The sequence below is a fragment of the Flintibacter sp. P01028 genome (assembly GCF_041925235.1).
Classification (GTDB): domain Bacteria; phylum Bacillota; class Clostridia; order Oscillospirales; family Oscillospiraceae; genus Lawsonibacter; species Lawsonibacter aceti.
This window is the reverse complement of the sequence record NZ_JBHEVC010000007.1, coordinates 144,024-162,518: the sequence shown is the minus strand read 5'-3', so window position 1 is coordinate 162,518 and position 18,495 is coordinate 144,024. Positions and strand designations below refer to the sequence as shown.

17 protein-coding genes are annotated in these 18,495 nt (G+C 55.1%); 4 read left to right on the top strand and 13 right to left on the bottom strand.

Going from position 1 to position 18,495, the window contains the following annotated elements; translation table 11 throughout:
- Window positions 1–58: 58 nt before the first annotated feature.
- The 6 genes from ACEVJK_RS12525 to ACEVJK_RS12500 all read right to left on the bottom strand — a co-directional run bounded on the left by ACEVJK_RS12525 (window position 59) and on the right by ACEVJK_RS12500 (window position 5,344).
- Window positions 59–277, bottom strand: a complete 219-nt coding sequence (locus ACEVJK_RS12525) for a hypothetical protein (RefSeq protein ID WP_186853196.1) — start codon at window positions 275–277, stop codon at window positions 59–61.
- Window positions 278–737: 460 nt separating this feature from the next.
- Window positions 738–1,181 (bottom strand): tRNA adenosine(34) deaminase TadA, encoded by a 444-nt coding sequence (tadA, locus tag ACEVJK_RS12520; protein WP_186853197.1) that lies wholly within the window; start codon window positions 1,179–1,181, stop codon window positions 738–740.
- On the bottom strand, window positions 1,171–1,347 hold the full coding sequence (locus tag ACEVJK_RS12515) for a hypothetical protein (RefSeq protein ID WP_186853198.1): 177 nt from the start codon (window positions 1,345–1,347) through the stop codon (window positions 1,171–1,173). Before ACEVJK_RS12515 ends, tadA begins: the two co-directional genes overlap by 11 nt.
- A 69-nt stretch (window positions 1,348–1,416) precedes the next feature.
- Window positions 1,417–2,586, bottom strand: coding sequence for a stage II sporulation protein P (gene spoIIP / locus ACEVJK_RS12510; RefSeq protein ID WP_186853199.1), 1,170 nt, complete (start codon window positions 2,584–2,586; stop codon window positions 1,417–1,419).
- Window positions 2,587–2,799: 213 nt separating this feature from the next.
- Window positions 2,800–4,200 carry a sodium/glutamate symporter gene (locus ACEVJK_RS12505; RefSeq protein ID WP_147572580.1) on the bottom strand — a complete coding sequence of 467 codons (1,401 nt, stop codon included), beginning with the start codon at window positions 4,198–4,200 and terminating at the stop codon, window positions 2,800–2,802.
- A 55-nt stretch (window positions 4,201–4,255) separates the two neighbouring features.
- Window positions 4,256–5,344: an NAD(P)-dependent oxidoreductase gene (locus ACEVJK_RS12500; protein ID WP_147572578.1), complete on the bottom strand. Its 1,089-nt coding sequence runs from the start codon at window positions 5,342–5,344 to the stop codon at window positions 4,256–4,258.
- Between the two features lie 417 nt (window positions 5,345–5,761).
- Here ACEVJK_RS12500 and ACEVJK_RS12495 point away from each other — a divergent pair, with 417 nt between their 5' ends.
- Window positions 5,762–6,712 (top strand): helix-turn-helix domain-containing protein, encoded by a 951-nt coding sequence (locus tag ACEVJK_RS12495; protein ID WP_240288852.1) that lies wholly within the window; start codon window positions 5,762–5,764, stop codon window positions 6,710–6,712.
- Between the two features lie 109 nt (window positions 6,713–6,821).
- On the opposite strand, the gene ACEVJK_RS12490 is transcribed toward ACEVJK_RS12495, so the two are convergent.
- The 5 genes from ACEVJK_RS12490 to ACEVJK_RS12470 all read right to left on the bottom strand — a co-directional run bounded on the left by ACEVJK_RS12490 (window position 6,822) and on the right by ACEVJK_RS12470 (window position 12,725).
- Window positions 6,822–7,820: an ABC transporter permease gene (locus tag ACEVJK_RS12490; RefSeq protein WP_240288853.1), complete on the bottom strand. Its 999-nt coding sequence runs from the start codon at window positions 7,818–7,820 to the stop codon at window positions 6,822–6,824.
- On the bottom strand, window positions 7,820–8,923 hold the full coding sequence (locus ACEVJK_RS12485) for an ABC transporter permease (protein ID WP_147572577.1): 1,104 nt from the start codon (window positions 8,921–8,923) through the stop codon (window positions 7,820–7,822). Before ACEVJK_RS12485 ends, ACEVJK_RS12490 begins: the two co-directional genes overlap by 1 nt.
- A gap of 2 nt (window positions 8,924–8,925) precedes the next feature.
- Complete coding sequence (locus ACEVJK_RS12480) at window positions 8,926–10,545, bottom strand: ABC transporter ATP-binding protein (protein ID WP_374740706.1); 1,620 nt, start codon at window positions 10,543–10,545, stop codon at window positions 8,926–8,928.
- Between the two features lie 212 nt (window positions 10,546–10,757).
- On the bottom strand, window positions 10,758–12,068 hold the full coding sequence (locus ACEVJK_RS12475; protein WP_147572574.1) for a BMP family ABC transporter substrate-binding protein: 1,311 nt from the start codon (window positions 12,066–12,068) through the stop codon (window positions 10,758–10,760).
- Between the two features lie 81 nt (window positions 12,069–12,149).
- Window positions 12,150–12,725 (bottom strand): xanthine phosphoribosyltransferase, encoded by a 576-nt coding sequence (locus ACEVJK_RS12470; RefSeq protein ID WP_147572573.1) that lies wholly within the window; start codon window positions 12,723–12,725, stop codon window positions 12,150–12,152.
- 430 nt (window positions 12,726–13,155) lie between these two features.
- Between ACEVJK_RS12470 and ACEVJK_RS12465 the strand changes: the two genes are divergently transcribed.
- Window positions 13,156–13,632 carry a hypothetical protein gene (locus ACEVJK_RS12465; protein WP_147572571.1) on the top strand — a complete coding sequence of 159 codons (477 nt, stop codon included), beginning with the start codon at window positions 13,156–13,158 and terminating at the stop codon, window positions 13,630–13,632.
- Between the two features lie 46 nt (window positions 13,633–13,678).
- On the opposite strand, the gene gap is transcribed toward ACEVJK_RS12465, so the two are convergent.
- Both gap and ACEVJK_RS12455 read right to left on the bottom strand, forming a co-directional pair.
- On the bottom strand, window positions 13,679–14,698 hold the full coding sequence (gene gap / locus ACEVJK_RS12460; RefSeq protein ID WP_147572570.1) for a type I glyceraldehyde-3-phosphate dehydrogenase: 1,020 nt from the start codon (window positions 14,696–14,698) through the stop codon (window positions 13,679–13,681).
- Between the two features lie 315 nt (window positions 14,699–15,013).
- On the bottom strand, window positions 15,014–16,258 hold the full coding sequence (locus ACEVJK_RS12455) for a dicarboxylate/amino acid:cation symporter (RefSeq protein WP_186853205.1): 1,245 nt from the start codon (window positions 16,256–16,258) through the stop codon (window positions 15,014–15,016).
- 393 nt (window positions 16,259–16,651) lie between these two features.
- On the opposite strand from ACEVJK_RS12455, the gene ACEVJK_RS12450 reads away from it, so the two are divergent.
- Window positions 16,652–17,461, top strand: coding sequence for a ParB/RepB/Spo0J family partition protein (locus tag ACEVJK_RS12450; RefSeq protein ID WP_186853207.1), 810 nt, complete (start codon window positions 16,652–16,654; stop codon window positions 17,459–17,461).
- Between the two features lie 222 nt (window positions 17,462–17,683).
- Entirely contained in the window at window positions 17,684–18,439 is a 756-nt protein-coding gene (locus tag ACEVJK_RS12445; RefSeq protein ID WP_262669564.1) for a ParA family protein, read from the top strand.
- The last annotated feature ends 56 nt before the right edge of the window (window positions 18,440–18,495 follow it).

Below are 18,495 nucleotides of genomic sequence, written 5' to 3'. Positions count from 1 at the left end.
TCATGTGGCTTGCTCCGGCTTTCAGGAAAAGGCACAGAGCACCTATCAGCTTGTATACCTACTCCTTGACCTTGGGACCGGCATTGCCGCCTTTATCCTTGTATTGCTGCTGGTCCTGGGCCGGACGGCGCTGTGCTCCATACGGCCAGCGGAAAATTCCGTTGTCTGTAATGCGGTATGCTTCTTCGCGGCCGCGGGGTTTCTGTGGTGGCGGTTTTTCTATTTTGGGGAGGTAACCTTTATTTCCCTGCTGCTGCCTGTAAGCAAGCTGTTTCATGGGCTGATGACCCTGCTGCTGATGCGGAAAAAGAAAGTTCAGGGAAATGCTGACACAAGTATCCCCTCCCCATAAAAATCAAAAGGCAGGCCTGTAGTTGGAACAGGCCTGCCTTTTCTTTTTCTGCGGGGCCGCTGACGAAAGCCCCCGGACGCCTGCTCCAAGGCGTCCGGGGGCTTCCGTTGAAAAAGAGGATCAAAATGAAACGAACTGTCTCTTGCAGATTTTATGATAAGAGAAACTTATTAACAATTCCAACGCAAGTTGTTACATAAGTTTTAAATCTCTCCTGGATCCAAAAATTTTGCCCAAAAAGGGGGAAAGACCAGCGGTCAAACCGCCGGTCTTCCAAAAAAAATTGGAGGATAGAATGAAAAGATGCTCTTGCCTTGCGAGTATCAGTATACCCAAGGGTTATTACAAAAGTTATCCGCAGTTGTTACAAAACCTTTAAATCTTTTCAGCGCAGCGCCTCAAAAAACTTCTGAAGGACCGCTTCACACTCCTCCCGCAGGGGACCCCGATAGATGCGGGGATGGTGGTTGAAGCGTTCCTCGAACAGATTGAGAACCGAGCCGCAGCAGCCCGCCTTCTCATCTCCCGCTCCGTAGTAGATTCGGTCAATGCGGGCGTTGATGATCCCTCCGGCGCACATGGGGCATGGCTCCAACGTTACATAGAGGGTACAGCCGTGAAGACGCCAGCTTCCGGTCCTGGCGCATGCGTCCCGTATGGCCTCCAGCTCCGCGTGGGCGGTGGCGTCTCCCCGTTCCTCCCGCCGGTTGCGCCCCTCGCCAACGATTTCTCCGTTCCGAACAATAACACAGCCTACGGGCACATCCCCCTCTGCCTGGGCCTCCATCGCCAGCTCCAGAGCCCGGCGCATATACTGTTCATGATTCATCCTGAATCTCCCGCATGAACACCAGTCCCCCATTCACCTGTGCGCAAAACTGCCAGCCTGCCCGGCCCAGCGCATTCCACTGCTCCTCCGCTTCTCTCACCTTTTTCTTCTCGTCAAACCCCATAGATGCCCTGATATCAGCTATTTTATATTCGTATTGCTTCATCCGTTTCACCCCTTTTCCCCAGTTTACACCAGGGGGGTGGTTTTCGCAACCGCTCTTTTCTCGGACTTCCTACCCCTCCTTCATGGCCAGCAGGGTGCGGGCCACGTTGTCCGCCCACAGGCGGGCACCGGCCAGGGCCTCGGTGAGAGTATTTCCATGGCCTCCCACCTCCACCAGGAGGTAGCCGGGCGAGAGCTGCTGGTTATACCGGCTGTTGCGCAGGACGATGGGCCGGGCCAGGCTGGAGTACCCTGTGACCAGGTTTTTTTGCAGCTTGATTCCAAAGGCCAAATTGTCCCTCCAGCGGGGGTGGGCGGCGCCAGAGCCGTCGGTGCCCACCACCAGCATGACCTGGGCCACCTTCTCCCCGGCCTCCTCTGAAACCAGCTTATAGATCTCCCCCTCGTTTCCCACCAGGGCGTCCCGGTGGACATCCAGCACCACTTTGATGGTGGGATACTGCTTCAGCCACTGCTCCACCGCCGCCTTGGACCGGTCATAGGCCCCATTATAGGCCGGATAGTCATAGAGGTTGGTATCATGGACCACCTGAAGGCCGTGGGCCCGGAAAACCGTGGCCATCTCCTCCCCCACCCGGACCATGTTGTGGTTACAGTCGGTGGTCCGGTAGGGATCGCTCTCCTCATAGGACCTCCCGTCCGACTGGGAGTATGCCTCACTGCCATGGGTGTGCAGGATCAGGATCTGCGGTCCCTCTCCCAGTGGAACGTCCACCGTGCCCTCCTCCAGCACCGAGGCGTCCAGCCCCAGGTCGGTCCGGTCATAGACATAAACTCCCTGGTCGTGGAGGTACTTCCCCCCCTCTTTGCCCTTCGCCGTCATCTCCAGGATGCCCTCGTCCTCTGTGGGAGGCTTCAGGTCGGGTTCCCCCTGCTCCTCCTCATCCACCAATTCTTCCTTTGAGCCCAAATCCTCCATCGGGTCGGCCCCATCTCGGACTTCCGCTACCGCTTCCTCTCCGGCAGCCAGCAGGGCGCTGTGACTCAACAGCAGCCTGCCCCATCCGGTCAGCTCTGCGGAAGCGGTCTGCCGGGGCAGCTCCCCCAGCTGGCTGGACAACAGGGACACGGACAGGCCGGGCTCCTGCCCCAGCGCGGCCAGCCGTTCCTTTACCCCGGATAAATCGGCCATCAGGGACAGCCCCCAGCAGGCCACCAACACAAGCCCCAGGGCCACTCCACGGCGCAGGGCCCGTCCGATTTGATCTCTCTTATCCACATTACCACCCCTTATCCTCTGTATGGTTCGTATCAGGAAGATATGCGGGAGCCAGCTCCTATATGACTTTCTGCCCCTTATTTCCTGGGCAAAAAAGACCTGACTGGTATATGGGGCACTCCGATCTGGGTATATAGCGGCACACACCGCCTCCTGGCTCCCTGGGGAGGACCAAGAGACGGTGTATGTAGAAGAAGATGAAAAATGGGTAAATTATCGATATGTCTTCAGACGACGTCCGGGGACCCAGCCCTTAGTGAAGTAGGCGAAGATCCACATAACAGCCACAATGGCAAAGCAAGCGCCAGTGACGATCCAGCTTCCGGTCGTACCCATGTTGACGATAAGAATGGGAGGAATTACCTGAAGGCCAATGATGATGGGACGGTTGAACACATCGGCGATGCCGGAGTCCTCAATACCGCGGCTCTTCAGTTCCGGGTCAACCACGCGCTGCAGCAGCACGCCGGTGGCCGCCACGCCGGTGGCGTGACCCCAGACCATCATGTTGCGCTCGAACCAATCCTCGTCGGAGGATTTTCCGCCCACGATGATGAACCAGAACCAGTTGATGAGGAAGCCAGCGGCGCACACCACGATGAGGGGAACCGCAAATTCCATTACGACACTCAGGTTCAGCGAGCCGATACCGGAAATCATCAGGAAGTCGGTGGCGGTGCCCTGGATACGCTGTACCGTACCCCGGTCCACATACTGATCCGCACCCGTCTTGTTCAGAAGGCCATTGAGGATGATTCCGGCAATGAGAGACAGGCAGAACTCAGGAATAGAGATCTTGAAATCAAAGGTAGCCAGCGTCCAGTTGGCAAACCACTTGGAGGCGATATAGCCCACCCAGCAGGCCAGCATCACAATGCCCAGATGGAAGCCCAGAGGATCCAGGCAGATGGAGGCTACAGTGCCTTTCGAAGAAGACTTCTGCTTATTGGCAGGGACCAGGCCGGTACGCATTTCCTGAGGGAGCTCCTTGGGATTCTCCACGTAGTGGGTGTAGCCCTTACGGGTGCCCCAGTTGATAATGATCATGCCGCTAATGATGCCGCCTACGATGCCAATGGTGGCGCAGGTGTTGCCCAGATCCGTCATGTTAGGCACGCCCAGCTCACTCAGAGCGGAGCCTACCGCCGCAGCGGTGCCGTGGCCGCCGTAGAAGCCAGTAGCCATCATCAGACCAAAGTTCTCGTCCAGAGTGGGATAGAGTTTGACCAGCAGCACCAGTGTGACCAGCATGCCTACGGCGTACTGCAGTACGGCAATACCCGACACGTTAAAGAACATACCGCTGATCTTGGGGCCCGACGCGGCCCCTTTCTGGGGCTTGTCCCCGATGGGGGTGGCGGCAAAGATCACCACAATCAGCACGCTGGCATAGGTCCCGAATGAGGTAGACAGAGGCAGGATCTTCAGCTGCTCCACAGGACTTTGTGGACCGAACAGAAGAGCCAGAAAACCAGCGATAACCGCGGGAGGAATCAGCACCTTTTGAATCAGTTTTACCTTGGCACGCAGAAATTCACCGATCAGTAGCAGTGCGCCCATGATCGAAATATCGACCATGACTTGCCAGATAGCAGAAGACATTGTGAGTTCCATTGTAAACACTTTCCTCCTTTATCAGTTGCTCCAGAAAGCCCTGACGCGCAGAAAGTCAGATCACATCCTGGTAATAGGGCAGCTGTTCATCAAAACGTTTCTTCCCGTTTTGATACCAGCTGATCATGTGGGAAATTGTGTCAGCTGCCTTGGACTCCACAGCCAAATCAGAGTTGAAGCCCTGGTGGGGCTGCACATAAATGTTGCCCATCCGGCTCTCCGCCATCTGGAGCAGCACCAGCGCCGCAGCTACCCGGTTGTTCACAGTCTCAACCTGCCCCTTCTGAACAGCCAATGAAAAATCATGCTCATTGGAGAACACATCCAGGCCGATGCCGCCCAGCACACCCTGATCGTAGAGCTTCAGCAGCACAGGCTCCGGCGCGATCTCGCCACGAGTCACATTGATGAAGATCAACCCCTTCTTGGCACGGCTGAGATAGTCGTAGGAGAAGTAGTTCTCGTTGTAATAAGGGCTCCCCTTGATCCGGGTCAGATTCATGGCGTTGATGATCACGTCGCTGGTCTCAATGGCCTCATCCTTGGTGACAAATTTCACGTCGTCACCGTATCGCTGGGACAGCTCCCGGGCGCGGATGTCCACAGCCTGTACTGTCAGACCGTTGGCACGAGCCAGATCAAATGCGCGCTTTCCAATATTGCCAAGACCAAATACTGTCACGACCCGGTTGGCGGCCAGCTCCATGAAGGAGTCAGTCTTGTTGCGCTCAAACGTAGCAGTATTCACTGTGTATTGGTTTAGCAGTCCGGCAGTCGCGTACAGGAATTTGATGGCGGTCTGCGCAACCGCGTTGACGCAGTAGTTGCGCAAAGAGGTGATGTTGGAAACATCAGCCAGACTCTCCAGATGATCATAGCCGGCACTTCTGGTAATGATGCTCTTTTTGGGATCGCTGGCAAGGTAGTCCTGGGGAGGAACAGAGTGGGTCTTAATCGTAATGAGGGGAGGAAGCGTTTCGTCTGGGTGCTGTGCAAGAAAATCCTGCAGTGCATCGGGAACAATCAGATAACGCAGATCCCTGGGCAGCAGCCCCTTGGCCTGCGCTGCCTCCGTCTCCTCACGAAGGTGGTGAGCTTCCTCGCCCAAAGCCTCAAAGTGGATCACGTCGTAGTTGTGCAGCATTATGTTGTTGCTCCTTTTTCATTCGTGCCCAGCCCAACCCGCTGGCTGCGCCTGGTATAAGGCCCGTGCCGCAGGTTTTTCTTGGCTGCCGGGCAGAGACAGATGGGAATCGCCGCTGCGCATTGGCTTTTCTGCCTTGAATTATGTCAGAGAATAAGGACGTTTTCCTGCACTCAACGAGGATTAAATTGACGTATCTTGCTAATAGCAGGATGAAAACACCAAAAAAGTGAAAATGACGGTAAAGCAAATAAACAAATTGAATAAAACAAAAAATGGATTTATTTCCAGAAATATTAAATAATTCGGATCAAACACATAAAATGGGGTCATGTCGAAATTTCTGGTAGGTACCTTGTTATTTTATTGATCTATCTTGTTCAAAAAAGCAAAATGCTTTGAGAAGCGTTTCCGTCCATGCTACATTTGAGAGAACACAGGCGCTCCCTGGGAAACGCCCGACTTGAGAAAGGAGAGAACAGCGCCCGTATGCTGCAGTGCCGATATGAAGTACACATCAGTAAAAATGACACCTATTCTATGGATAAGCCTCACTTCCATGAGGATGTGGAGATTGTTCTGTGTGTGTCTGGAGAAGGGCTTTTGTTTATTGGAAACACTGTGTTTCCGCTGCACCGGGGACAGCTATTTTTCATTAATAGCTCGGTCCTGCATCGCAGCGTGGCGAATGAGGAGTACCGGTGTATGGTATTTCATGTGTCCCCCCAGATGCTCCAGGTCCTCAGCAGCCCCTATACCCAGTTCAGCACATACTGCTGCGGGATCGGGCAGGCGGTGACCCTCACTGGAGACGATATCAACAGGCTGGAAACACTGTTTTCCGGCCTGATGGCCCCAAAAGAGATCGGGTTTGGCGCCGATTTGAACAGAGTTGCAGAGGTCATCAACTTTTTGGTGGAGTGCTTTTCCCACTTTGCCAAAGCCGGAAAACCCCAGGCGCGCACCAATCCGGGACTAGAAAAAGTGACCCCGATTTTAGAATATATCCAGGACCATTTGGATGAGCCGCTGACTACCGCAAGTATCGCGGAAGCCTTTTATATGAGCAAGCATTATCTGTGCCACCTATTTAAGGAGCACACTGGCTTTAGCTTAATTGACTATGTCATTAACTGCAGAGTTCTCAAGGCGCGGGGACTGCTGCGACAGGGAATGCGGGTACAGGAAGCGGGAGAACGGTCCGGTTTCCAAAGCAACGAACATTTTATCCGTACCTTTAAAAAGCTTACGGGAGTAACCCCAAAACGTTACGGCATGATGTATCGTGAGATCGACTTGAATATGAAGCAGGAGGTGGTGACCATCAAAGGTCAGGATGGACGCATTGTGGAAAGCATCAAAGCCTGAAAAATGTGGAAACGGTACATAAAATATATAGAAAATGCCGCTGTCTTCCTCAGAAGACAGCGGCAAAAAACTATTGTGATGGATCCGGTCAGGTCTTTTTCTTGGCAGGTCACCGCTCTTCCCGAAAATAATTGAGCCCCAGGGAGGCGGGCAGGCCGGAGCCCTCACGCTTGCGGACGGAGGTAGCCACCAGCACAATGGCGGTGATGAGGAAGGGCAGGGCCTGGTACAGCTGGGTTGGGACGGCAGCCAGCCACCCAAGCGTATCGGGGAAGGCGGCGGCCAGACTGGAGCCTGAAACTCGCAGGGTATTGAAAAAGCCGAAAACGAAGGTGCCCAGGATGGCCAGGGCAGGATTCCAGTTGGCAAAGATGACCAGTGCCACCGCAATCCAGCCGTAGCCGTTGATCCAGCAGCTGCTGTTGAAGGAGCCAGACATATTCAGCCCCATATAGTAACCGCCGATCCCCATGATGCCGCAGCCCAGGCAGATGTGGATATATTTGTACCGCTTTACATTGATACCCACAGAGTCGGCGGCGCCGGGATTTTCCCCTACCGCCCTCAAACGCAGGCCGGGTGCGGTACGGTTCAGATAGCACCACATGAGCAGAGCAATGGCCACCGCCAGATAGACCATAATATTGTGGTCAAACAGGCCCCGGCCGACAACGGGCAGTTGGGACAGGCCGGGAATAGCCAGATCGGAAAAGCCCTCCTTGATGTTGGCGTAGTCATTCATGGCGGGCCAGCTGACCGCCTTGACGCCGTTGCCCACAAAGAAGTAGACGCCCAGGCCGAAGGTGGTCAGGGTCAGGCCGGTGATGTTCTGGTTCGCCTGGAGGGAAACAGTCAGCAGGGCAAAGAGCAGGCCGCACAGGGCGCCGGCCAGGAAGGACACCAAAATGCCCACCCCCAGGCTGTTGGCGTAGCAGCCCACAATATAGCCAAAGATGGCTCCCACGGCCATAATGCCCTCCACGCCCAGGTTCAGGCTGCCTGACTTTTCCACCACGATCTCGCCCACCGTGCCGTAGAGCAGAGGAATGTTGTACACCACGATGTTGTGGACAAAGGTGGTGACCACGCCCAGTTTATCCATTTCCATTAGGTGCTGCCCCCTTTCTGAGAACGCACAAGCTTAAAGCGGATGAAGAAGTCCGCCGCCAGTACCAGGAACAGAATGACCCCCTGAAGCATATCGGCAAAGCTGGAGTCCACCTTGGAGAAGGTGGCGGCGGCAATGGTGGAGCCGTGCTGCAGCATGGAGATCAGAGCGGCCACCACAAAGATCACAGCGGTGTTCAGCTGGGACAGCCAGGCCACAATAACGCCCGTCCAGCCCACATCGTCGGTAAAGGAGGTGGAGAGGATGCCGGAGGTGCCCACCTTGAAGGAGGCAGCCAGGCCGATAAGACAGGCGGACAGGAATACGGTGCGCAGCACGATGGCGTTCACCTTCATGCCCGCATAGTGGGCGGTGCCGGCGCTGTCCCCCACCACAGCGATCTCATACCCCTGTTTGGAGTATCTCTGGTAGATATAGACCAAGACGCCGATGAGCAATGTGAGGGGAACACAGATATTCAGGGAAAATTTCCCGATGGGAATGGTGGGGAAGGACACCATCTTGCTGAAGTTAGCAAAGACAGGCCGGACGGACGAGGTGTCCAGAAAGAAGTTCCAGGACGCTTGGGTTTCTCCCAAAAATACCAGGAAATATAGGGCCACATAGTTGAGCATCAGGGTCATCAGGGTCTCATTGGTGCCGAACTTTACCTTCAGCACAGCTACGAAGGCGCCATACAGACCGGCGGCTGCCATTCCTGCCAGACACATCAGCACCAAAGTCAGCGGAGTCGGAAGCATAGGGCCGGCCTTAAAGGCCACTGTGGCGGCGGCCACAGCCCCCAGGATGAACTGACCCTCGCCCCCGATGTTCCAAAACCGCATCTTAAAGGCCAGGGACAGGGCTACAGAGGTGAGCGCCAGGGGAACAAAGACCTTCAGATAGTTCTCAAAGGTCTTGTAGGCAATCTTGTTGCCCACCATGCCCATGGTGAACATCCGGCTGTAATAGGCGACTGGGTCCACTCCCATGGCCAGCAGCAGCAGACCGCCCACCGCCAGGGCGGCGCCCACCGCAAGCAGATAAAGGCACAGCTTTTTCCAGAGGGGACAGTGATCCCGCTTGACGATATGAAAACGCATGGTCAGTCCTCCTTCCTCCGGCCGCCGTCCTCCTGGGCCTCCAGCTCACGCAACTCCTGGTCGGTGATGTTGGTGTCCCGGGCAATACCGGCGGGCTTATCCTCATACTTATTGGTCAGGTCCAGGGCGCCAGTCATCATCAGACCCAGCTCCTCCTTGGTCGTCTTGTGAGCGTGGACCACGCCCATGACCTTACCGTGGCACAGTACCATGATCTTGTCGCACAGGGCCAGCATCACATCCAGATCCTCGCCCACGAACAGGATGCCTACCCCATCCTGTTTCTGCTGGTTCAGGATGTGATAGATGGCGTAGGACGAATTGATGTCCAGACCACGGACCGGATAGGCGGTTATCAGGACATTGGGGCCCGCCTTAATCTCCCGGCCCAGCAGCACCTTCTGCACATTTCCGCCCGACAACCGGCGTACCGGGGTTTCTGTTGAGGGAGTGACCACGCCCAGCTGCTCAATCACCTGCTGGGCGGCGGCCCGGCCCGCCTTCCGATCCACAAAGGGACCCTTGTTCTCACCATAATTTTTCAGGAGCATATTGTCCGTAATGGACATGGAGGGGGCCAGGCCCATTCCCAGCCGGTCCTCGGGGATAAAGGACATGGAGATGCCCTTCTCCAGAATAGCCTTGGGGGGCAGGCCCACAATATTGTCCCCCTTGTGAATCATCAAGCCGGACTGGATAGGCCGCAGGCCGGCGATGGCCTCACACAACTCCTTCTGGCCGCAGCCGGCGATGCCTGCCACTCCCAGGATCTCCCCTCCCCGGATGTAGAAGCTCACCTTGTCGATGGCCACGGCGCCCTCGTCGTTTTTGATGGTCAGATCCCGGACTTCCAGCAGGGGCCGGGTTTTTTCCACCACAGGCCGTTCAATATTCAGGTCAATTTTCCGGCCTACCATCCACTCGGTCAACTCCTGCTCGTTGGTGCGAGCGGTGTCCACGGTGGTGATATACTCCCCCTTGCGCAGGATAGCTACCCGGTCGGAAATGTCCATGACCTCGTTGAGCTTGTGGGTGATGATGATGATGGAGTGGCCCTCCTCCTTCATCTTCCGCAGCACAGCAAAGAGCTTATCAATCTCCTGGACTGTCAGCACCGCGGTAGGCTCGTCCAGAATGATGACCTTAGCTCCGTAATAGAGCACCTTGATAATCTCCAGGGTCTGCTTCTCCGACACCGCCATGTTCCGGACCTTTTTTCTGGGGTCGATGTCAAAGCCGAATTTTTTGGCCATCTCCCCGATCTCTCCGTACCGAGCCCTGTTTAGCCCGATACCGGCCTTCTCCTTGCCCATCCAGATGTTATCGGCCGCGGAGAACACATCCACCAGCTTGAAGTGCTGATGGACCATACCAATGCCCAGCCGCTTAGAATCCTCCGGGGAATTAATGGTCACAGGTATCCCGTCCATCAGGATCTGGCCCCGGTCAGGCTGGTAAATGCCAGACAGCATATTCATCAGGGTGGTCTTGCCCGATCCGTTTTCCCCCAGCAGGGCCAGAATCTCCCCCTGGCGCAGGGTCAGGTCTACGTCCTTGTTGGCCACCACACTGCCAAAGGTCTTGGTGATGCCCTTCATTTCAATGACATATTCCGACGCCATGGAACCACGCTCCCTCTTTTGTACTACAAATTGTTATCTTTCTCTCTTATATTGCACATCGTATCGAGGCAATCCAATACCGCTGGCCTCTCCTCCCTGGGCCGGAGGTTCCGGACCAGGGAGCACAGGCCAAGGGCCATAAGCTCTAAAAACCGGGCCGGCCGGTGGCCGGCCCGGTTTTTCGGGTCTTAGGGGATATTCGTTCAAAAAGCTCAGGCCACTACGACACCCTTGACAAAGTAGTTCATGGTGCCGGTGATGACGCCGTCCTCCACAGACTCGCCGCCGGCGGGCACGATCTCGGTGTTGGCGGGAACCACCACCTGGCCGTCCTTGGTCTCGTCCCGGTCGCTGGTGACCAGAGCGTCGTCATACTGCTCCACGGCGGCCTTACCGTCAGCGACTGTGACCTTCAGCTTTACGCCGGAGAACACGTCCCAAGCGCCGGAAACGATAAGCTCACGGACCTGGTCAATGGCGTCCTGGGTGCCGGCAGCACAGTTGTCACTCAGGGGGGACACATCTACAAAGCCTTCAGCCAGACCGCCGTACCAAGCTTCGCCGCCCATCTTCTCCACGAACTGGGAAGCATCGCCTTCACAGGCCATGGCAGTCTCGATTGCCAGCTTGTAGTAGACATCCCAGTTCCACACAGGGGCAGTCAGGTGGGCGTTGGGGGCGTCCTTGGTCATGTCGGAGTTGTAACCGCAGCCAAACACGCCGGCCTTCTCCGCGGCCAGCTGAGGCTGGGCAGAGTCGCAGTGCTGGGCGATGACACCGCAGTTGTAGCTGTTAATCAGCTCCTCGGCAAAGGCGTACTCGTTGACCTCGTCGAACCAGTTGCCCAGTTCCTTCACATAGACAGTGGCGTCGGGGTTGACGGCCTGGACACCCAGGGCAAAGCCGTTAATGCCGGAGCAGGTCTCAGCATACTCAGTGCCGTAGGCGGACACATAGCCCACATTGTTATTGTTGGTCTCCAGGCTCTTCAGGCCAGCGGCAATACCGGCCAGGTAGCGCGCCTGATAGATACGGCCAAAGTAGTTGTTGTAGTTGTTGGGGTTGCTCATATAGCCAGTGGCGTGAGAGAAGATCACATCGGGATACTCCTCAGCCTTGTCGGCCATGGCATTCAGATAGCCGAAGGAGATGCCGAAGATGATGTCGCAGTCCTCGCCCACCAGGGTATCCACGGCGGTGGCCACGTTCTCATAGTCCTCGGTGATCTCGTCCTGGATGATGAGCTGGGTGTCGGGGTCCATGCCCAGGGCCTCCATGGCCTTGGTAATGCCGTTGTGGTGGGCATAGGTGTAGCCGGCGGTGTCGTTCTTGCTGTTGATGTAGATAGCGCCCACCTTAAAGTCGCTGACGTCGGTGGTCTGGGAGCCGCCAGCCTGGCTGCTGCTGGTGTTGGACTGGTTGTTTCCGCTGGTGGCACTGTTGCCGCCGTCGCCGCTGTTGCCGCAGGCGGCCAGGGACAGGACCATGGCCATTGCCATAGCCGCCGCAAGGATCTTCTTCATCGTTGTGTTATCCTCCTTAGTTTTTGGTTGCTCTTTTCATTCCTCGGATGGTACATATATTAAAACCGGATGGCTCCGGCTTTAATCCGCGAACTCCACACCGTTTTCCTCACTCATAGCCTTGACTCTGGCCAGGGACTCCACCCGCACGCCCTGGGCGCGGAGCCGGTCTCCACCGGGCTGGAACGCCTTTTCAATGACGATCCCCGCCCCGGCCAGCTGTGCCCCGGACTGCGCCACTATGTCGATCAGTCCCTCCAGGGCGGCGCCGTTGGCTAAAAAGTCGTCAACGATGAGCACCTTGTCCTGGGGGCCTAGAAACTTTTTGGACACGATGACCTGATAGATCCGGCCGTGAGTAAAAGACTCCACCTGGGTGGCAAAGACCTCGCCGTCAATATTTTTGGTCTGGGTCTTTTTGGCAAAAATCACCGGACAGTGAAAAAACTGCGCCGTGATACAAGCGATCCCGATGCCGGAGGCCTCGATGGTCAAAATCTTGTTCACGCCGCAGTTGGCGAACCGGCGCTGGAATTCTTTGCCGATCTCCTCAAAAAGGGCAATATCCATCTGATGGTTCAGAAAACTGTCCACCTTCAGCACATCGTTCCCCTTCACGATCCCGTCCTGACGGATCCGCTGCTTGAGAAGCTCCATTTCCAGTCCCCGTCCTTTCCTCGAAAATGACAGTGGCCCGAAAATACGGGCCACGCTACTTCTTGATATACATTCATTCTACAAAAAATTTTCGTCCCCTGCAATCCCTTTTTTAAATTTTTTCTCTTGCGCCTTCCACAATTTTTTCTCTGTTTCTCCCCAGCTTTCGTCCTTTTTCACCAACCACGCCTTCTTTTGCCCCGACCGTCCCGTTCCACAGGAGAAAACGGGGCAATACGGTACCGCTTGAAATACAGGCTGACAAAGTTCCAGCCGACGTAACCAAGTGCAGCATCTTTTTTCAGTCGGTAATCCTGCACAATTTTTTTTAAAATCTTCTTGATATTTAATGCAACCTGAACTATAATAAAACTATACACAGCCCCTTTCACCCCAGTCTATTTTATTTAAAGTATAGGAGGAAACGTCCATGGGTTATCCGAAAACTGGAAATGAGGTTTATGTCAGCTTTTCCCTGTCAAATACAATGTTCTCCGGCATTGGCAAAGGGACCATTACCAGAGAACTGGTATCGGTAGATTATCTAAAGGACCTATTCCAAAAATACGGGGTCATCGTATCGGCCAAGCCGGAACAGCGCCGGCTGCTGGAACTGGTGAACGAGGCCTACGGCCTGGGTCTGGAGATTCCTGACACCCTGAAGCTGGCCCGCCTGTCTGAAAAGAACCGCCGTCTGGTCCTCATTTCCGTCCAGGGCCTGAAGCGAGTCAACGGCTCCCTCCTCCCCTCTTATAGCGAGGAGGAATTCCAGGAGGCCACTTTTGAGTTTGTCAAATACTATGTCCAAAGCCGGCACTACGACGATCTGGTGGCGGAGAACAACAAGCTGAAAAGCGACTTGGAATCTGAGATCGCCTGGCGTACCAGAACGACCGCTGACGAGTAAAACAAAAAAGAGCCGCCTGCTGGTTTCCCGGCAGACGGCTCTCCTTTTAGGAACGGTCCACGCGGTACATATGGGAAATCAGGTCCAGCACTTTATTGGAGTACCCCCACTCGTTATCATACCAAGCGATCAGCTTAACAAAGCGGTCATCCAGCATGATACCCGCGGTTTCGTCCAAAATGGAGGTGTGGGGATTGCCAATGATATCGGAGGACACGATCTGATCTCTGGTATAGGATAGGATTCCCTTCATGGGGCCCTGGGCGGCCACATGGACAGCATGGCATATATCCTCATAGGTGGTGGGTGTCACCAGGCGGGCGGTCAGGTCCACCACGGATACATCATTGGTCGGGACACGGAAGGACATCCCGGTCATTTTGCCCTTCAGCTCCGGAATGACCAGGCCCACCGCCTTGGCCGCCCCGGTCGTGGAGGGAATGATGTTGCCAATGACAGAGCGGCCTGTCCTCCAATCACGCCCCGCTCTGGCGTCTACCGCCTTCTGCTTGGCTGTAGAGGCATGGATGGTAGACATAAGGGCCTGCTCTATCCCAAAATTGTCCTGGATGACCTTAGTCAGAGGCGCCAGACAATTTGTCGTGCAGGAGGCGTTGGATACTACATCCATATCCGCGCTATAATTCCAGTGGTTGACACCCATGACAAAGGTGGGCGTCATTTCATCTTTGGCCGGAGCGGTAATGACCACTTTTTTTGCCCCGCCCTGAAAATGGAGGGAGGCCAGCTCTTGGGAGTTAAAGGCCCCGGTGGATTCTACGATGTACTGTGCGCCGCACTCGCTCCATGGGATCTGCCCCGCGTCGCTCTGACTGAATACCCGGATCCTGTGTCCGTTTACGATCAGGTCGCGGCCATCATGCTCCACCGTCCCCTGAAAGGTATGAAACACTGAATCATACTTCACCATGTACTCCATGTAGTCCAGGTCAGCCTTACGCAAATTGATGCCGCGCAGGTCAAAGCCGTCCCCTCGCTCCAAGATGATTCGGAGTACAACCCTTCCAATCCGTCCGAATCCATTGATCCCAACTGGAATACCCATTTTACATCATCCTCCATTTTACTTCTCAATAAATACTAAAAAATATATATTTAGTATAGCTTTCATTATATATCTCTTTTCTAATTTGTCTATATAATTAAATAAGTTTTTTCTAAATAAATATTTTTATTGCTTAATTTTATTATAGAATAATATAATTATTATTTAAATAAAAATCAAATTCTTTTCCGGCTTGTTTAAAAAGTAAGAGGGAGCCTCTCCCAAAGGAGGGGCTCCCTCTTATTGTTCCATTGACGCGCCAGCTTTGTGGATCGGGCGGCCCTCACCGCCTCTCCAGGCACAACGCGGAGAAAATCAGCGGACCGCGCCCTGCGTCTTGGCGGTCTTACGGTCCTCCATCTTGGACACGATGACCGCACAAGCGGCATCGCCAGTGATGTTCACTGTAGTACGGCCCATATCGAAGATCCGGTCGATCCCGGCCACCAGAGCGATACCTTCGATGGGGATATTGACGCTTTGAAGAACCATGGCCAGCATGACCATGCCCGCCCCTGGTACGCCGGCGGTACCGATAGAGGCGAGGGTAGCGGTGAGCACTATGGTGACCATTTGTCCCAGGCTCAAATCAATGCCGAAGGCCGTGGCGATAAAGATGGCACAGACACCCTGGTAGATGGCAGTACCGTCCATATTGATGGTGGCCCCCAGGGGCAGGACAAAGGAGGCCACCTCACGCCGGGCACCCAGCCGCTCGGAACACTCCAGCGTAAAGGGCAGCGTCCCTACTGAAGACGCGGAGGAAAAGGCCATCATCATAGCCGGGGCCATGTAAGCAAAGAATTTGAGAGGGGACACTCCCCCCAAGGTACCCACGGTTAGGGAATAGACCAGGACGGCATGAAGGATGTACCCCACATAGGCCACTAGCAGCACCGCCACTAGGGATGCTAGGATCTCCGGGCCGTTTTCCACGATGACCGGACAGATCAGGCAGGCTACACCAATGGGAGACAACTTGATAATCAGGTCCATAATCTTCATGGACACCTCATTGAAACTGTCCACAATCTGGGCGGCCACCAGCCCCTTCTCTCCGGCCAGCAGGATACCGAAGCCCAGCAGCAAAGAAATGACGATAACCTGGAGCATAGAGGCGTTGGCCAACGGCGTGATTGGGTTGGCGGGGAAAATATCCACAATGACCGACATAATGCTTTTTCCCGCTGGGGGTTCATAGCTCAGGCCGCTGGTTTCCAAGGTCGTAAAGAGGCCGGCCCCCTTCGCCACGCTGGCCAGCGTTAGGGCCAGCACCACCGCAAAGGCTGTGGTACACATATAATATACCACTGTCTTGCCACCTACCGAACCCACGCGGCTGATGTCCTGCATCGAGATGACTCCGGCAGCGATGGAAAACAGGACGATAGGCACTACAATAAATTTCAGCAGGTTCAAAAAGATGTCGCCCCAGGGCTTGATATAGCCAATGGCGATCTGCCCTCCGTCAGGGACCGCCATCAGTATCAGGCCCGCGGCAATACCAGCCACTAAGCCGACAAAGATCCAAAAGGCAAGAGGCAGTTTTTTTGTTTTCATAATTCTCCTTCTCCTTCCCTATCTTCCCTTATACTTTCGCAAGGATTTTCCAGAAATAAAACGGCCGTAATCATACATACAACGGCATTGGACCCGGCCCTCTCCCTCTCTCCTTCCTCTTATTTCCCTTATCCCCGCTTTTTACAGCACTTTTTCTTCTGCTTTCATTATATACACCTCGCTTTGAATTTACAAGGTATTCTCTTCCTCTCCTTTTATAATTGTGCAAGTTCCCCATATCAATCATTCATTTTTTATCTATTCAGTCAGCCTTTGACCCTCCCTCTGAAATTTTTACGGATTTTTTTCTGCCCCTCTGTGTTTTCGACCTATTATTTACCATATTTTGGTAGAATATGGGTGTGAGAACTTGACAGAAAGGCGGTACCTATCATGCGGCTGCTGCCCAAAAAAGGTATATTCGACAGCGGGCGTGTCCTATTCCTCCCTGTGGACTCAATCCTTCCCAATCCTGACCAGCCCCGCACGTTGTTTTCCCAACCCGAACTAGAGGAACTGGCTGACTCCATCCAGTCTATGGGTATTTTACAGCCACTTACTGTGCGCCGCCGGGAGGGCGGCTGGGAGCTGGTGGCTGGCGAGCGGAGGCTGCGTGCGGCCAAGCTAGCCGGTCTGCGGGAAGTGCCCTGCCTATCCATCCAGACAGACGGTCAGTCCTCCTCCCTGCTGGCCCTGGTGGAGAATCTCCAGCGGCGTGACCTGGATTTTTGGGAGGAGGCTCTCGCCCTGCGTAAACTCATTGACACCTATCACATCTCCCAGGATGAAGCCGCCCGGCGTTTGGGTAAGAGCCAGTCCGCTGTGGCCAATAAGCTCCGGCTGCTGAAGCTGGACCCGGCGGTCCTCACAATCCTGCGGGAAGGTGGATGCACCGAGCGTCACGCTCGCGCCCTGCTCCGTCTGGAGGACCCGGCCCAGCAGCGGGAAGCGGCGCAGCAGGTGACCGAGCGTTCCCTGACCGTGGCCCAGACAGAGAGTATGGTGGAGGCCATGCTCTCCTCTCCCTCCTCCGGCCCTAAAAAGAAACCCACGTTTATTGTCAAGGATGTCCGGCTGTTTTTAAATACCATCAGCCGTAGTCTGGATCTGATGCGCTCTGCCGGCGTCAACGCCTGTTGCCGCAGAGAGGACACCGACGAGGAGATTTTACTTACCATTCATATTCCCCGAAGGGCCACATGACGCCCTCCCCCCTTTTTGCCCCGTGGGCTTTTGATCCTGAGCCCACGGGGTTTTTGCGCCCAGATGGCCCTGATGTTTCACGTGAAACATTAGGCACTCATTTTTTGTGGGAAAGGACAGAGAAAAAGCGGAAAAGCAGTTGAAATCCCGGTGCCCGATTGATATAATAAGATGCTGTACCGCCCCTTCGGGGGCATTTTCATCGCTGCTAAGGAGGCGCTCATGGCCAAGATCATCGCTGTCGTCAATCAAAAGGGCGGAGTAGGCAAGACGACCACCGCTGTCAACTTGTCGGCCGCCCTCCATGACCTGGGCAAGCGGGTGCTGCTATGCGACTTCGATCCCCAGGCCAACTCTACCTCCGGCATGGGTGTAGATAAGAACACCGCCTCTCCCAATGTCTACGATGTGCTGATCAATGGGGCCGAGCCGGCCAAAGCAGTGGTCCGGACCAGATATGGCGATGTTCTCCCCTCTAACAAGGCGCTGGCCGGAGCGGGCATTGAGATGATCGCCATCGACAACCGGGAGAGACTGTTGAAAACCGCCCTGGACGCCCTGTCCGGGGACTATGACTATATATTTATCGACTGTCCCCCTTCTCTAGAGCTGCTCACTGTCAACGCCCTGTGTGCCGCCGGCTCCCTGTTGGTCCCGGTCCAATGCGAATACTATGCCCTGGAGGGGCTTAGCGACCTCTTGGCCACAGTGCGGTTAGTCAAGCGGGGATTGAATCCCGCCCTCACTCTGGAGGGGGTTCTGCTCACCATGTTCGACAGCCGTACCAACCTCTCCCTTCAGGTAGCGGAGGAGGTCAAGCGCCACTTCCCTGGCCAGGTATACGCCACCGTCATCCCTCGAAACGTCCGCCTCTCCGAGGCACCCAGCCACGGCAGACCCATCTCCGCCTATGATCCCTATTCTCGGGGCGCGGAGGCCTACCGCCTGTTGGCGGATGAGATCGCGTCCAAGCGCTAACCTTATAAAAGAGTACGGAAAGCGGAGCTTTCGAGGTTCTGCTGTGTGGTCGTCCG

Excerpts from the sequence above, each read along its gene's own strand:
- ACEVJK_RS12505 (WP_147572580.1), bottom strand. The coding sequence starts at position 4,200 with ATGGAACTCACAATGTCTTCTGCTATCTGGCAAGTCATGGTCGATATT.
- ACEVJK_RS12450 (WP_186853207.1), top strand. The coding sequence starts at position 16,652 with ATGCGGCTGCTGCCCAAAAAAGGTATATTCGACAGCGGGCGTGTCCTA.
- ACEVJK_RS12470 (WP_147572573.1), bottom strand. The coding sequence starts at position 12,725 with ATGGAGCTTCTCAAGCAGCGGATCCGTCAGGACGGGATCGTGAAGGGG.
- ACEVJK_RS12465 (WP_147572571.1), top strand. The coding sequence starts at position 13,156 with ATGGGTTATCCGAAAACTGGAAATGAGGTTTATGTCAGCTTTTCCCTG.
- ACEVJK_RS12475 (WP_147572574.1), bottom strand. The coding sequence starts at position 12,068 with ATGAAGAAGATCCTTGCGGCGGCTATGGCAATGGCCATGGTCCTGTCC.
- ACEVJK_RS12515 (WP_186853198.1), bottom strand. The coding sequence starts at position 1,347 with ATGAAGCAATACGAATATAAAATAGCTGATATCAGGGCATCTATGGGG.
- ACEVJK_RS12455 (WP_186853205.1), bottom strand. The coding sequence starts at position 16,258 with ATGAAAACAAAAAAACTGCCTCTTGCCTTTTGGATCTTTGTCGGCTTA.
- ACEVJK_RS12490 (WP_240288853.1), bottom strand. The coding sequence starts at position 7,820 with ATGGAAATGGATAAACTGGGCGTGGTCACCACCTTTGTCCACAACATC.
- ACEVJK_RS12495 (WP_240288852.1), top strand. The coding sequence starts at position 5,762 with ATGCTACATTTGAGAGAACACAGGCGCTCCCTGGGAAACGCCCGACTT.
- ACEVJK_RS12445 (WP_262669564.1), top strand. The coding sequence starts at position 17,684 with ATGGCCAAGATCATCGCTGTCGTCAATCAAAAGGGCGGAGTAGGCAAG.
- gap (WP_147572570.1), bottom strand. The coding sequence starts at position 14,698 with ATGGGTATTCCAGTTGGGATCAATGGATTCGGACGGATTGGAAGGGTT.
- ACEVJK_RS12485 (WP_147572577.1), bottom strand. The coding sequence starts at position 8,923 with ATGCGTTTTCATATCGTCAAGCGGGATCACTGTCCCCTCTGGAAAAAG.
- tadA (WP_186853197.1), bottom strand. The coding sequence starts at position 1,181 with ATGAATCATGAACAGTATATGCGCCGGGCTCTGGAGCTGGCGATGGAG.
- ACEVJK_RS12480 (WP_374740706.1), bottom strand. The coding sequence starts at position 10,545 with ATGGCGTCGGAATATGTCATTGAAATGAAGGGCATCACCAAGACCTTT.
- ACEVJK_RS12500 (WP_147572578.1), bottom strand. The coding sequence starts at position 5,344 with ATGCTGCACAACTACGACGTGATCCACTTTGAGGCTTTGGGCGAGGAA.
- ACEVJK_RS12525 (WP_186853196.1), bottom strand. The coding sequence starts at position 277 with ATGAAACAGCTTGCTTACAGGCAGCAGCAGGGAAATAAAGGTTACCTC.